This is a genomic window from Ornithinimicrobium faecis (assembly GCF_023923225.1).
Taxonomy (GTDB): domain Bacteria; phylum Actinomycetota; class Actinomycetes; order Actinomycetales; family Dermatophilaceae; genus Ornithinicoccus; species Ornithinicoccus faecis.
Genome location: NZ_CP099489.1, coordinates 481,000 through 494,403 on the forward strand (window position 1 = coordinate 481,000; position 13,404 = coordinate 494,403).

General features: G+C 67.7%; 13 protein-coding genes. 9 read left to right on the plus strand and 4 right to left on the minus strand.

Annotated features, from left to right (window positions below; translation table 11 throughout):
* Positions 1-41 precede the first annotated feature (41 nt).
* From NF556_RS02185 to NF556_RS02195, 3 genes are read right to left on the minus strand one after another with little or no spacing between them, the layout of a single operon-like run.
* Complete coding sequence (locus NF556_RS02185) at positions 42-1,610, minus strand: MFS transporter (RefSeq protein WP_252593871.1); 1,569 nt, start codon at positions 1,608-1,610, stop codon at positions 42-44.
* The gene (locus NF556_RS02190; protein WP_252593872.1) at positions 1,607-2,563 is read right to left on the minus strand and encodes an electron transfer flavoprotein subunit alpha/FixB family protein; all 957 of its coding nucleotides are present in this window, start codon (positions 2,561-2,563) and stop codon (positions 1,607-1,609) included. The genes NF556_RS02185 and NF556_RS02190 overlap by 4 nt, the downstream gene beginning before the upstream one ends.
* Positions 2,564-2,599: 36 nt before the next feature.
* Entirely contained in the window at positions 2,600-3,382 is a 783-nt protein-coding gene (locus NF556_RS02195; protein WP_252593873.1) for an electron transfer flavoprotein subunit beta/FixA family protein, read from the minus strand.
* Between the two features lie 235 nt (positions 3,383-3,617).
* On the opposite strand from NF556_RS02195, the gene NF556_RS02200 reads away from it, so the two are divergent.
* The 9 genes from NF556_RS02200 (at position 3,618) to NF556_RS02240 (ending at position 12,488) form a co-directional block, all read left to right on the plus strand.
* Positions 3,618-4,631 carry an ABC transporter ATP-binding protein gene (locus NF556_RS02200; protein ID WP_252593874.1) on the plus strand — a complete coding sequence of 338 codons (1,014 nt, stop codon included), beginning with the start codon at positions 3,618-3,620 and terminating at the stop codon, positions 4,629-4,631.
* A complete protein-coding gene (locus NF556_RS02205; protein ID WP_252593875.1) occupies positions 4,628-5,653 on the plus strand; it encodes an ABC transporter ATP-binding protein in 1,026 nt (341 codons plus the stop codon). Before NF556_RS02200 ends, NF556_RS02205 begins: the two co-directional genes overlap by 4 nt.
* On the plus strand, positions 5,650-6,600 hold the full coding sequence (locus tag NF556_RS02210) for an ABC transporter permease (RefSeq protein ID WP_252593876.1): 951 nt from the start codon (positions 5,650-5,652) through the stop codon (positions 6,598-6,600). Before NF556_RS02205 ends, NF556_RS02210 begins: the two co-directional genes overlap by 4 nt.
* A 13-nt stretch (positions 6,601-6,613) precedes the next feature.
* Positions 6,614-7,540, plus strand: coding sequence for an ABC transporter permease (locus tag NF556_RS02215; protein ID WP_252593877.1), 927 nt, complete (start codon positions 6,614-6,616; stop codon positions 7,538-7,540).
* Between the two features lie 69 nt (positions 7,541-7,609).
* A complete protein-coding gene (locus tag NF556_RS02220) occupies positions 7,610-9,274 on the plus strand; it encodes an ABC transporter substrate-binding protein (protein ID WP_252593878.1) in 1,665 nt (554 codons plus the stop codon).
* A gap of 4 nt (positions 9,275-9,278) precedes the next feature.
* On the plus strand, positions 9,279-10,103 hold the full coding sequence (locus tag NF556_RS02225) for an MBL fold metallo-hydrolase (protein WP_252593879.1): 825 nt from the start codon (positions 9,279-9,281) through the stop codon (positions 10,101-10,103).
* Positions 10,104-10,106: 3 nt separating this feature from the next.
* Complete coding sequence (locus NF556_RS02230; RefSeq protein WP_252593880.1) at positions 10,107-10,529, plus strand: Zn-ribbon domain-containing OB-fold protein; 423 nt, start codon at positions 10,107-10,109, stop codon at positions 10,527-10,529.
* Positions 10,526-11,674 (plus strand): thiolase C-terminal domain-containing protein, encoded by a 1,149-nt coding sequence (locus NF556_RS02235; protein WP_252593881.1) that lies wholly within the window; start codon positions 10,526-10,528, stop codon positions 11,672-11,674. Before NF556_RS02230 ends, NF556_RS02235 begins: the two co-directional genes overlap by 4 nt.
* Positions 11,675-11,846: 172 nt before the next feature.
* Positions 11,847-12,488 carry a TetR/AcrR family transcriptional regulator gene (locus NF556_RS02240; RefSeq protein ID WP_252593882.1) on the plus strand — a complete coding sequence of 214 codons (642 nt, stop codon included), beginning with the start codon at positions 11,847-11,849 and terminating at the stop codon, positions 12,486-12,488.
* 45 nt (positions 12,489-12,533) lie between these two features.
* Here the strand turns inward: NF556_RS02240 and NF556_RS02245 are convergent, their stop codons facing one another.
* Positions 12,534-13,394 carry a MaoC/PaaZ C-terminal domain-containing protein gene (locus NF556_RS02245; RefSeq protein ID WP_252593883.1) on the minus strand — a complete coding sequence of 287 codons (861 nt, stop codon included), beginning with the start codon at positions 13,392-13,394 and terminating at the stop codon, positions 12,534-12,536.
* Positions 13,395-13,404 lie beyond the last annotated feature (10 nt).

The following is a 13,404-nucleotide window of genomic DNA, read 5'->3' on the forward strand; positions in this document are numbered from 1 at the left end:
AAACTAGTCCGTGTGCACCGTGGTGGCTTCTTCGATCCTGATCATGTCTCCACCTCTGCTGGGACCCGGTCCTCGTCCGTGATCCGGGCGGTGAACACCGCGCTCAGTGCGCTGGTGACGATCATCATGACGAAAACCGCCACGAAACCCAGCTTGAGATTGTCGAAGTGCTCACTGCCCAGCGTCGCCTCATAGAACGATGATCGCGCGTGCGCTGGCAGCAGGCTGGTTGCCAGGAACAGGCTGACCGCGGTGGCGACCGAGCCGCCGATGCCCATCACCGTGAGCCGGACGCCGTTGACGACGCCGACCTCGCTCTGCGGGGCGCAGCCGATGATCATTGCCGAGTTGAGTGTGGAGAAGACACCGATGCCCAGGCCGAGCACCAGCAGGGGCACGACGACGGTGGCGTAGTCGAGCTCGAAGAGCAGGGTCGGCAGCAGTGCGAGCAGCGCCAGGATGGTGGGGACGACGCTGAACACGGCAGCTCGCCGGTCCCCGAGCGCCATGGCACACCGGCTGGCCACGACCGAGCCGATCGTGACGCCGACCGCGAGGGGGATGATCTTCAGTCCCGCGTCCACTGGCGAGTCGCCCATGACGACCTGGAAGTACAGGCCCACGAGGATCGCGGCCGTGAAGCGGGGCATGACCGCGACCAGGCCAGCCAGGTTGGCCAGGCGGAACTGGGCGTTGCCGAACAACGCGATCGGCAGGATGGGGTCGACCGCCCGGCGCTCGACCCAGACCAGGACCGGCACGACGGCCAGGGCCACGGCCAGCCCGGCCAACACGCTGACGTGCAGGAAGCCCTCGTTCTGGACAAAGGAGAGAGCGATCAGCAGTGAGGCGAGGAAGACCAGGATCGCGAACGCCCCGAGCAGGTCGATCCGGCCCTCGCGGGGAGCTCGGGGAGGCAGTTTGCCCAGCAGGAAGGCACCGAGCACCACGCACACAACACACAGGGGGACCTGGATCCAGAAGATCCAGCGCCAGCCCATGACGTCGGCCGCGAAACCGCCGAGCACCGGCCCGAGCAGCTGCGCCACCGAGACCCCGGCGAGATAGATCCCCATCGCAAAGTTCAGCCGGGCGCCGGTGAACACCGAGGCGACGATCGCTCCCGTGTTGCACAACAACATGGCGTCCGCCACCGCCTGCAGCGCCAGCAGGGCCAGGACGACCTCGACCGACGGGGCGAAACCGATCAGCACCGCACTGACGCCGAACAGGATCAGCCCGGCCTGGAACATGCTGCGCCGACCGAAGGTGTCCGCGAGCCGCCCGAAGGTCACCAACAGGACCGTGCTGACCAGGCCGGGCGCCAACAGCAGCCAGGTCGAGGCCAGCGCGCTCGCCTCGAACTGCCGCACCACGACCGGGACCGCGATGCTCAGGATCGTCCCCGACGACGACACCATCAGCACCGTCAGGGTGACGAGGGCGAGGATCCAGTTCTCGGTCCGGGCCGTCGTGTCCGGCAACGTCGCCAGCGACCCCTCCGGTGACCCCGCCGCCGCCACGGAAGCCGGGGGACCCGACGCCAGGGAGTCCGTCGTGACGATGGCTCGGAGCCCGCGGGTGTCTGGCGCAGGGGCGGGCTGGGTCAACTCTTCCGCGCGATCACGGCCTCGGTCGCCTGGGGCAGGACCGCGAAGAGGTCGCCGACGATGCCGTAGTCGACCAGCTCGAAGATTGGGGCCTCGGGGTCCTTGTTGACCGCGACGATCGTCTTGGAGGTCTGCATGCCGGCGCGGTGCTGGATGGCACCGGAGATGCCGGCGGCGACATAGAGCTGAGGGGAGACCTGCACGCCGGTCTGTCCGACCTGGTTGGCGTGCGGATACCACCCGGCGTCGACGGCGGCGCGGGAGGCACCAACGGCTGCACCGAGAGAGTCAGCGAACGCCTCGACCGGGTTGAAGTCACCGCCGGTGCCACGACCACCAGAGACCACGATCGCGGCCTCGGTCAGCTGCGGGCGACCGGAAGCGGCCTTCTCCTTGCGGTCCACGATCTTCGCGGCGGTGGCCTGCTCGGACAGCGAGATCGTCACGACGTCGTCCGCAGCAGGAGCCGAGATCTCCTCGGCGGCAACGGAGTTGGGCTTTACCGTGATGATCGGCGTTCCACGGGTCACCGTGGAGGTGACTGTGAAGGAGGCGGCGAAGGCGGACTGCAGCGTCTGCACACCGTCACCGCCTGCCTGCACGTCGATGGCGTCGGTGATCAGGCCGGACTCGGTCTTGATCGCCAGCCGGGCCGCAATCTCCTTGCCCTCGGCGGTGGACGGGATCAGCACCGCGGCGGGGCTGGTGTGGGACACGAGCTGCGCCAGGATCTCGGCCGTGGGGGCCACCAGGTGGTCGGTCACCGCTGGGTCCTCGATCCGATAGACCTTGACCGCGCCGAAGCGCGCCAGGTCCTCGCGGGCGGAGTCGAAACCGGACCCCACGAAGACGGCCGACGGCTCACCGAGGCGGCGCGCTGCCGTGAGCAGCTCACCGGTGGTCTTGCGCACTGCGCCGTCGACGTGGTCGACCAGCACCAGAACTTCAGTCATCAGGACTCTCCTTGTCTGTCGGGTGTATGCCGTGGGTCAGGCGAACTTGTGGGTCGCCAGGAACTGGGCCAGGGCTGTGCCGCCCTCGCCCTCGTCGGTGACGACCTGTCCGGCGGCGCGGGGCGGGCGGGCCGAGACCTCGAGCACCCGGGTCCAGGCGGCGTCGATCCCGACCTGGCCGGCGTCGACGCCGAGGTCGGCCAGGGACCAGGTGTCCACCGGCTTCTTCTTGGCGGCCATGATCCCCTTGAAGGAGGGATAACGAGGCTCGTTGATCCGGTCGGTCACCGACACCACGGCGGGCAGCGAGGCCTCGATGGTCTCGCTCGCGGTGTCGCCGTCCCGACGGATCTGGACCCCACTGTCGCTCAGGGTCAGTTCGGAGGCGTGCGTGGCCTGGGGGAGTCCGAGTCGCTCCGCCAACATCGCGGGCAGCACCCCCATCGTGCCGTCGGTGGAGGCCATGCCGGTGATCACCAGATCGACCGGACCAATCTTCTTGATGGCCTCGGCCAGGATCAGCGAGGTCGCGGGGGCGTCGGATCCGGCGATCGCGTCGTCCAGGATGTGCACGCCCCTGTCGGCGCCCATCTGCAGGGCCTTCTTGATCGCGTCGGCGGCGTCGTCCGGACCGATGGTCAGGACGCTCACCTCACCACCGTCCCCCGCCTCGCTCACAGACAGGGCCGTCTCCACGGCATACTCATCCAGCTCGGAGAGCAGGCCGTCCACGGCCTCCCGGTCGGTCGTGTGGTCGGGCTCGAAACTCCGGTCGGACTGTGCGTCCGGCACGTGCTTGACACAGACAACGATGTGCATCTGTTGCGTCCCTTCTCAGGTGTCAACCAGCCAGGCGGCACCCGGCTCTGGCCGAGACAGCCCCGCTGGAGTTAAAGGTTTGGTTCAAAGCCTTGACAGCCGATCCGTCCCGGCTAGACTCGCTGTCCATCCTAGAGTGTCATTCTAGGACCGGCTTCGGAATATGGGTCACGTCACATTTTTGACGAGGGCTCCAAGGAGTCGCCCATGACCTCAGAGTGGAGGCACCGCAGTGGTGAACGAGAACGGACGCGTCCTGTTGGACGTGCAGGACTTGTCAGTGGAGTTTCGCACCGGCGACGGCATGCTGGAGGCGCTCAGTGGGGTGGATTTCACCGTGCGTGAGGGCGAGGTTGTCGCCGTGGTCGGCGAGTCCGGCTCCGGCAAGAGCGTGACGGCACTGGGGATCATGGGTCTGCTGGGCAACGGTCGGGTCAGCGGCGGACGCATCATGTGGGACGGCCTCACCGACCTGGCGACGGCTAAGCCCAAGAACTTCCGGGCGATCCGCGGCAACGACATCGCGATGATCTTCCAGGACCCGATGACCTCGCTCGACCCGCTCTACACCATCGGCAACCAGCTCTGCGAGACGCTGCGCCTGCACCGGCGCATGAGCCGTCGTGAGGCGCGCACCCAGGCCATCGAGCTGCTGGGCATGGTCGGGATCCCCGACCCCGACTCCAAGGTGGACGCCTATCCGCACGAGATGTCCGGTGGCCAGCGGCAGCGCGTGATGATCGCCATCGCCCTGGCCTGCTCCCCGCGCCTGCTCATCGCCGACGAGCCGACGACGGCGCTCGACGTCACGGTCGAGGCGCAGGTGCTGGCCCTGCTGCGGGACCTGCAGCGCGACAAGAACGTCAGCCTGATGCTGATCACCCACGACATGGGCGTGGTCGCCGAGATGGCCGACCGGGTCGTCGTCTTCTATGCCGGGCGGGTCGCCGAGCAGGGGAGCGTTGACGACATCCTGCAGAACCCGCGCCACCCCTACACCCAGGCTCTGCTCCAGGCGATCCCGCGGCCGACCACACCGCGTGACGAGCCGATGCCGGCCATCGCGGGCAACGTGCCCGCCCTGCACGAGATGCCGTCCGGCTGCCGTTTCGCGGCCCGCTGTCCGCTGGCGCACGACGCCTGCGAGGAGCAGCCGCCGCCCGTGGCCATCACGGCAGAGCACTCGGCCGCCTGCTGGCTGGCCGCCGATGACCGCGCGTCCGTCGTCCTCGAAGGGAGCCCGGCATGACCTTGTCAGCCACGGCCGACAGTGCCACCGATCGGCAGGGCGTCGCCCCGCTGCTCGAGGTCACTGACCTGGTCAAGCACTTCCCCGTCGGGGGTGGGCTGTTCCGCAAGGAGTCTCCTCCGGTGCGGGCGGTCGACGGCGTCTCGTTCTCGATCGGTCGCGGTGAGACCCTCGGGCTGGTCGGTGAGTCGGGCTCGGGCAAGTCGACCCTGGGGCGGCTCGTGCTGCGCCTGCTCGACCCCACCAGCGGCACGGTGACCTTTGACGGTCAGGACATCACGACGGCACGGCAGTCGCAGGTCAAGCCGTTGCGGCGGCGGATGCAGCTGATCTTTCAGGACCCGGTGAGCTCGTTCAACCCGCGGATGACGATCGAGGACCTCCTCATGGAGCCGATGGTCGTGCACGGCATTGGGACCCCCGCCGAGCGCAAGCGCCGCTGCGCCGAGCTCCTGGACCAGGTCGGTCTCGCCTCCAGCGCCCTGGCGAAGTATCCGCACCAGTTCTCCGGCGGTCAGGCCCAGCGCATCGGCATCGCCCGCGCCCTGACCACCGACCCGGACCTGCTGGTCTGTGACGAGGCGGTCAGCGCCCTCGACGTGTCGATCCAGGCGCAGGTGCTCAACCTGCTCAAGTCGATCCAGCAGGAGCAGGGCATCAGCTATCTGTTCATCGCCCACGACCTCAACGTGGTCCGCTATATCTCGGACCGGGTCTGCGTGATGTATCTCGGCAAGCTCGCCGAGGTGGGCGGGAGCGACCGGATCATGGCCGACCCGCTGCACCCCTACACCCAGGCGCTGATCCGCTCCATTCCGGCGGTGACCGCCAGCTCCAGCCGCGTCGAGCGCATCCCGCTGCAGGGCGAGATCCCCAACCCGAGCAAGCCGCCCGCCGGTTGCCGCTTCCACACCCGCTGCCCGCTGAAGTTCGACCTCTGCGAGCAGGAGGAGCCGCAGCTGCACGAGCGCGACGGCTCACTGACGGCCTGCCACCTCTACCGCCCGGAGGCCTCCGCATGATCGGCTATTCGATCCGACGCACGCTCTATGGGCTGCTCGTGCTGTTGATGGTCACCACGTTTGTCTTTGTCGTGCTGCGCCTCATCCCCGGCGACGTGGTGCGCCTGCAGCTGGCCGACGCCCCCGGGGTGACCCAGGCACAGGTCGACGCCCTCGCCGCCGAGCTCGGCCTCGACCAACCCGTGTTCACCCAGTTCTTCTCCTTCATGTCCGGGGCACTGACCGGTGACCTGGGCACGTCCTTTGAGACGCGGCTGCCGGTCACCGAGATGATCGTCGAGCGGCTGCCGGCCACCCTGGAGCTCGGCGCTCTGGCCATCATCTTCAGCGTCCTGCTGGGCGTCCCGCTCGGTGTCATCTCGGCGATGCGCAGCAACTCCGTGCTGGACCAGTCGCTGCGGTTGGTGTCGGTCGCCGGCATCTCGGTGCCGAACTTCTGGCTGGCGCTGCTGCTGATCACCTATCTGTCGATCTGGTTCGGCTGGTCCCAACCGCTGGTCTATGCCACGCCCTGGCAGGACCTCTCGACCAACTTGTCGATCATGATCATCCCGGCGCTGGCGCTCGGCACCTCCGCGATGGCGGCGGTCTCGCGGATGCTGCGCTCCTCGATGCTCGAGGTGACCCAGTCCAACTTTGTGCGCACCGTCCGCTCCCGCGGAGCATCCGAGGGGCTGGTCATCCTCAAGCACGCCGGTCGCAACTCGATCCTGCCGGTCTTCACCCTGCTCGGTCTGCAGGTCGGTCACATCCTGGGCGGGACGGTGATTCTGGAGTCGATCTTCTCGATCCCGGGCATGGGATCGCTGATCTTCACCTCGGTCCAGATGCGTGACTATCCGGTCGTCCTGGGCTGCGTCATCTTCTATGGCGCCGTCTTCATCCTGGTCAACCTGCTGGTGGACCTTGTCTACGCCGTCATCGACCCTCGCATCCGATACTCCTGAGGAGATCTCCGCCATGTCGATCGTTCAGCAATCCGATGCCACCGAGGCGCACGATGCCGTCATCGCCGACGGGACCATCCCGCCACCCGTGGAGCGGCCACCCAGGCGGCGTGCCTTCCGCCGGTTCGCCCGGCAGCAACCCTTTGGGTTGGCCGCACTGGTGCTCATCGTGGCCTTCGTGGCGATGGCCGCGCTCTGTCCCTGGCTCGCGCCCTATGACCCCCTGGAGCAACAGCGGGGCAGCATCATGATGCCACCCAGCCCGGACCACCTGATGGGCACCGATGACCTGGGTCGGGACGTGCTGAGCAGGACCCTGTATGGCGCACGCACCAGTTTGTTGGTCGCCGTCGCCACCCTGGGGCTGGGTGGGGTGGTCGGCATCCTGCTGGGCACCCTGTCGGGTTATCTGGGGGGCAGTTGGGTGGACACCATCATCCAGCGGGTGATGGACACGCTGATGGCGATCCCGTCGATCGTCCTGCTGCTCTTTGTCGCAGCGCTGCTCGGCCCGAGCATCCGCAACACGGTGATTGCCCTCAGCCTGTTGGTCATCCCGCAGTTCAACCGAGTCACCCGCGGGGAGATGCTGCGCATCCGTGAGGAGACCTACGTCGAGGCCGCCCGTGCCATCGGGTGCAGTCCGTGGCGCATCCTGTCGCGTTATGGCCTGCCCAACCTGATGGCGCCCCTGTTTGTGCTGGGCTCCCTGGTCTTCGCGGGCATGATGATCGCCGAGTCGGCCCTCAGCTTCCTCGGCATCGGCACGCCGCCGCCGACCCCGTCCTGGGGGCGGATGCTCAGCGAGGGGTCGTCCTCCCTGGAGATCGCACCGTGGATCGCCTTCTATCCGGGCCTGGCCCTGTCCGTCTCCGTCCTCGCGTTCAACCTGCTCGGTGATGCGATGCGCGACTTCCTCGACCCCAAACAACGCCGCTGAGGCACCCAGAACAGCTCTGTCAGCACCGTTTCATCCCTCGCCGCCCTGGCACCTTTCCTAGGAGAAATGATGAGCACAGCCCGCAGCAGGACCCGACTATTGATCGCGGGTGTCGCCGTGGTCGCCACGACCAGCGCCTGCTTTGGGGGTGCGAGCGGTCAGAGTGGCGCCAACGACAACGCCGGCTCCTCGGCCAGCGCCAACCTGCCCGAGGAGGATGCCGGCGACCCGGTGCCCGGTGGCATCCTGGAGATGGCCACTCCCTCGGATGCGCGCTCGCTGGACCCCCACCGCGAGGCGTCCTACAACACGCACGGCGCCATCGGCTCGGTGTACAGCCGGCTGACCGCCTTCAAGACCGGTGAGGACGTCGAATACGGCACCACGGAGGTTGAGGGCGACCTCGCCGAGGAGTGGGAGGCCAATGAGGACAGCACCGAGTGGACCTTCCACCTGCGCGAGGGCGTGAAGTTCCACAACAAGCCGCCGGTCAATGGCCGCGAGTTCACCTCCGCGGATGTGTTGTGCACCATCGACCGCATCCAGACCCTGCCCGGTCACCAGCTCACCCTGATCAGCGACGTCACGGACCTCGCCGCGCCGGACGACTACACGGTCACCTTCTCGCTCGCGTCGCCCAACGTCGACTTCGACCGGGTGCTCGCCAACCCGTTCCTGGTGATCCTGCCGTGCGAGGCCACGGAGGGTGACGTCGACCTCGACACCGACGCCATCGGCACCGGTGCCTTCGTGCTCGACAGCTGGACCCGGGACCGCGAGCGGGTCCTCAGCGCCAACCCCGACTACTTCATCGAGGACCGCCCCTATCTGGACGGCTATCACGTCACGATCATGCCGGACGCCCAGTCGCAGCAGGCCGCCCTGCGCAGCGGCAAGCTGGACCTGATGGCCGGCCTGTCCATCGACGCCCGCCAGGTCGACACCCTGCTCTCCCAGGTCGAGGGCCTCCGCCTGCGCCAGGAGGGTGGGTCCACCCAGACCCGCATCTATCTCAACACCAACGAGGAGCCGTTCGACGACCTCAACGTCCGCCGTGCCGTGGCGCTGGCCATCGACCGCGAGGGCATGATCGAGGGCCTGCGCGCGGGTGGCAGCCTCACCGGACCGGTGACCCCGTCCTTCGAGGGGGCCCTGACCTCGGAAGAGGTCGGCGAGTTGACGCCCTACGACCCCGAGCAGGCCAAGGAGCTGCTGGCTGAGGCCGGTTTCCCCGACGGCTTCTCGGCCGAGATGAAGGTGACCGACGGCTACGGCGGGACCGTGGTCAAGGAGGCCCAGTGGGTCCAGCAGGACCTGGCCGAGGTCGGCATCGACGTCGACATCAAGATGGAGGACTACGCCACCTATTACGGCGACTCGTGGGCCCAGGAGAACTACACCATCGCCTACGGCCTGCAGACCCCGATGCTGTCGGCCGACGAATACCTGACCTCTGAGTATCTCTCCGACGGCGGACGCAACTGGAACGGTGTGGACGACCCGAAGCTCGACGAGATGATCAAGGAGCAGCGCACGATCACCGATGCCGCGGAGCGAGACGCTGCGCTCCAGGAGATCCAGCGCTACATCATCACCGAGGTCGCTGCGCCCCTGAGTCTGTATGTCTACGACGGTCAGACGATGCTCTCCGGTGCGGTGCAGGGTTACTACCCGCACCCGGACTACTCCTCGCGCGAGTACATGGACATCTGGCTGGTCGATGGTGGTGAGTGACACCGTGAGTGACACCCAGGAAGAGGTGGCGACCAGCCAGCTCTGGCTGGAAGGCAGCCCCCCACCCAGGCCAGGCATCCCGCTCACCCTGCGCAACGGCATACAGCTCTTCCTGGCCAACAACCCCAGCTCGTGGACCTTTGAGGGCACGAACACCTGGGTCCTCACCGACGCCGGTCACGCCATCGTCATCGACCCCGGGCCGGAGGACGAGCCCCACCAGCGGGCGGTCGCCGACTGGATCCGGGCGCGCGAGTTGCGCCTGGAGCACCTGGTGATCTCGCACGGGCACTGGGACCACTCCGGCGGCCTCAAGGCGTTGGCGGCGCTGACCGGGGTCGCCGGTGTCACCGATCTGCGGGGCAGTGCAGACGGGGCCTCGCTGCCCTTCGGTGCCAACAGCGACCAGGAGCTGCTCGTCTATCGCACCCCCGGCCACACCAGCGACGGCATCACGCTGCTGTGGCCGCGCCACAAGGTCGCCTTTGTCGGGGACAGTGCGATGGCTCGGGTCAACCCCTACATCCACCACCCCGACGGGACGATCACCGACATCTTGGAGTCGATGGACAAGATGGCCGGCCTGGTCGACGACTCCTGGCTCCTGCTCTCCGGGCACGGGCCGGTCATCACCTCTCCGCGCACCCACCTGGTGCGCCGGATGGAGTCGCGTCAGCGACGCATCGCGGAGGTGCGCGGCCACCACGAGAACGGTCTCGACGAGGCCCAGATCGTCGCAGCCATGTATGGCGACCGCGGTGAGCAGACGCAACGCGCCGCCGCCGCGACCGTCAGCGCGCTGCTCGCCCACATCACTGAAAGGAACTGATCGTTGAGCACACCACCCAAGTTCGTGCCACAGGCCACCCCGGAGACCCAGCCCTACTGGGACGGCACGGCGGCGAGGGAGCTGCGGATCCAGCAGTGCGTCCCCGAGCAGCACACCTATTTTTATCCGCGCACCAGCTGCCCCGTCTGTGGCACGGAGGAGGTGAAGTGGGTGACGGCCTCGGGTCGGGCCCAGCTGCACACCTACGTCATCTCGCACCGCCCGGCGCCGGGCTTCACCCCGCCCTATGTCATCGCGGTGGTCGAGCTCGAGGAGGGGCCACGGATGATGACCAACCTGGTCGGGGTCGAGCCCGACCCGGAGCACCTCGAGCTGGACATGGACCTGGTCGTCGACTTCGAGGCACGTGGCGACGATGTCTTGGTGCCGGTCTTCCGCCCCGCCGACAGTGAGGCGGCAGCATGAGCGACGTCGTCATCATGGGCGCTGCCGAGACCGATCAGCTCGGCAAGCTCCCCGACATCAGCACCCTCGAGCTGCACCTGCAGTCCGCCCGCAACGCGCTGCGTGACGCCGGGTTGGGCATCGAGGACATCGACGGGATCGCCTCCGTCTCGGCGCCGGGGCCGGTGACGATCGCCCACGCCCTGGGGATCACCCCGCGCTGGGTCGACACCACCTCGGTGGGCGGGGCGTCGTTCTTGTTCCACGTGCGTCACGCGGTCGCGGCCATCAGGGCCGGTCACGCCAACGCCGTCCTGGTCACCCACGGAGAGTCCGGCCGCTCCCGGGTTGGGGCACCGCCATGGGCGATGGCCAAGGACTCCCTCTCGGGACAGTTCGAGTTTCCGTTCGGCGTGCTCGGCCCGCCGACGACCTTCAGCCTGCCGGTCATGCGCTTCATGAAGGAGACCGGCACGACCATCGAGCAGCTCGCCGAGGTGGCCGTCGCCCAGCGGCGGTGGTCCTCGCAGAACCCGCGAGCGATGTTCCAGGAGGAGGTCACCGTCTCGGACGTGCTCGACTCCCGGCCGGTCGCCAGCCCACTCACCCTGCTCATGTGCTGCCTGGTCACGGACGGGGGCGGTGCCCTCGTGGTCACCTCGCGCGAGTTCGCCGAGTCCCGCGGCACCGACCACCCGCTGGTCTCCGTGCTGGGGACCGGTGAGTGCGCGACCACACCGATGATTTCGCAGATGGCGGATATGACCCGCTGCGAGCAGTTTGAGGTCTCGAGTCGGCACGCCTTGCAGGAAGCGCGCATGACGACCAGCGATATCGACCACCTGATGATTTATGACGCTTTTGCGCACGTGCCGCTCTTTGGGCTCGAGGACATGGGCTTTGTCGGGCGTGGGGAGGCCGGTGCCTTTGTCGCCGAAGGCAACACCTCACCCGGCGGATCGCTGCCGATGAATACCAACGGAGGAGGGCTGTCCTACACCCACACCGGGATGTATGGCATGTTCGCGATCCAGGAGGCGGTCCGTCAACTGCGTGGTGAGGCGGCTGCCCAGGTGCCCGATGTCAGCACCAGCCTGGTGCTGGGCAACGGCGGAATGTTTATGAGCGCAGCGACCCTCGTGCTCGGAAACGAGGCGGCCGCCTGACCGAATCTTTCGCGACCGTCGGACCCGCAGTGCGGGTTCGACGGTCCTGCGCACCCATTACCCTGTTAAATGCCACCGGTCAGGGAAGCCGGTTTCGGGCTAGGCTCCGTTGCCACCACAACGGGGATGCCCGACACCAATCCAGACCCGTGAATGGAGAGGATGGCATTGCATGACTATCTTGAATGAGGAAGACGAAGCGGGCCAGACGCCGGCCCCGGCAAGCACTCGCCAGTGGGGCAAGACCAATGACACCCGGCGGACCATTCTGTCCGCAGCCGAGGACGTCTTCGTCGATCTGGGCTACTGGCAGTCCAACATCTCCGACATCGTCGAGCGGTCCGGCTCCAGCGTCGGCAGCATCTATCACCACTTTGGCGGCAAGGCCGAGTTGTTCACGGCGCTCTGGGAGAACTACTCCCAGACCATGGGAGGCGTGGCCAACGAGGCCAGCCAGGCCCACCTGACCGAGCACCCGGACGATCTGCCCATCGATGCCTTCTGCGCTGGCGCCCGCGCCTATTGCCTGCACACGTGGGGAAGTCGGCGCGGACTGAGCCTGTTCTACTCCGGCGACACTCCGCCGGGCTATGAGAAGTTGCGCCGCAAGGGCAACAGCCGGTGGTTGCGGCGCAACGCCAAGTTGCTGGACCTGGGCGACAACCGGGGAGACGCCCTGGTCACGATGTCACTCACCGCTGTCATCGCCGAGGCCTGCCGCGTGATCATCGAGGTGGACACCGAGGAGGAGGCACGCCGCGTGACCGAGGTCGCCGTCGGACTGCTGAAGGGCCTCTACGACGCCCGGCCCTGAGATCGACGCCCGCCCTGAGACCGACGCCCGGGCCCTGAGGTCGACTCAGACCCGGGCGGTGCCGCGGTCGAAGCACACCGTGCCGTCGCTGCGCAGCGTCTGGAACGTGACATCGCCGTCGTCGCTGCGCCAGGCGCGGACCGTCAGGGTGTCACCGGGAGTGACGGGCGCGGAGAAGCGCCCGCCGATCGCGGTCAGGGCGCTGACCTCGCCGTCGGCCAGCCCGGAGATCAGGGCGCGGGCGCTGATGCCGTAGGTGCACAACCCGTGCAGGATCGGGCGCTCGAAGTTGCCGCGGGCGGCGAACACCGGGTCGGAGTGCAGGGGGTTGCGGTCTCCGCTGAGGCGATAGACCAGCGCCTGACCTGGCCACGTCGGCATCTCGGCGACGAGGTCGGGCTCGCGCTCGGGCAGGACCCACTCGTGTGCCGGGGCGGGTGAGCCCCCGGTCGTGCCGTCGCTGAAGCCACCCTCGCCGCGGATGAAGATCTGGCTGCGCGAGAGCACCAGGTCCTCGCCCGTTGCCACATCGACGGCCCGACTCTCGGAGGAGATCAGGGCGCCCGAGCGCTTGTCCTCGATGCCGGTGATGACACTGGTCACCTCGACCTCACCCTCGACCGGCAGCGGTCGGCTCAGCTCAACCTCCTGGCCGCCATGGACCAGCATCGCCGGGTTGAAGTCGCCCAGCTTGCGGCCCCCGCCGCCAGAGGCAACGAGGACGCCATAGGTGGGCAGCACCTGCTGGGCGATGTCGTGGCTGTTCTCCGTTGTCAGGGAGAGTTCCGCCAAGGGATCGTCGTGTCCTGCACCGCAACCCACGGCATACAGCAGGGTGTCCTTGCTGGTCCACGAGCGGCGCACCGCCTCTGAGGGGACACCGATGAGGTCGTGGTTGAGGGACATGTGGGCCTCC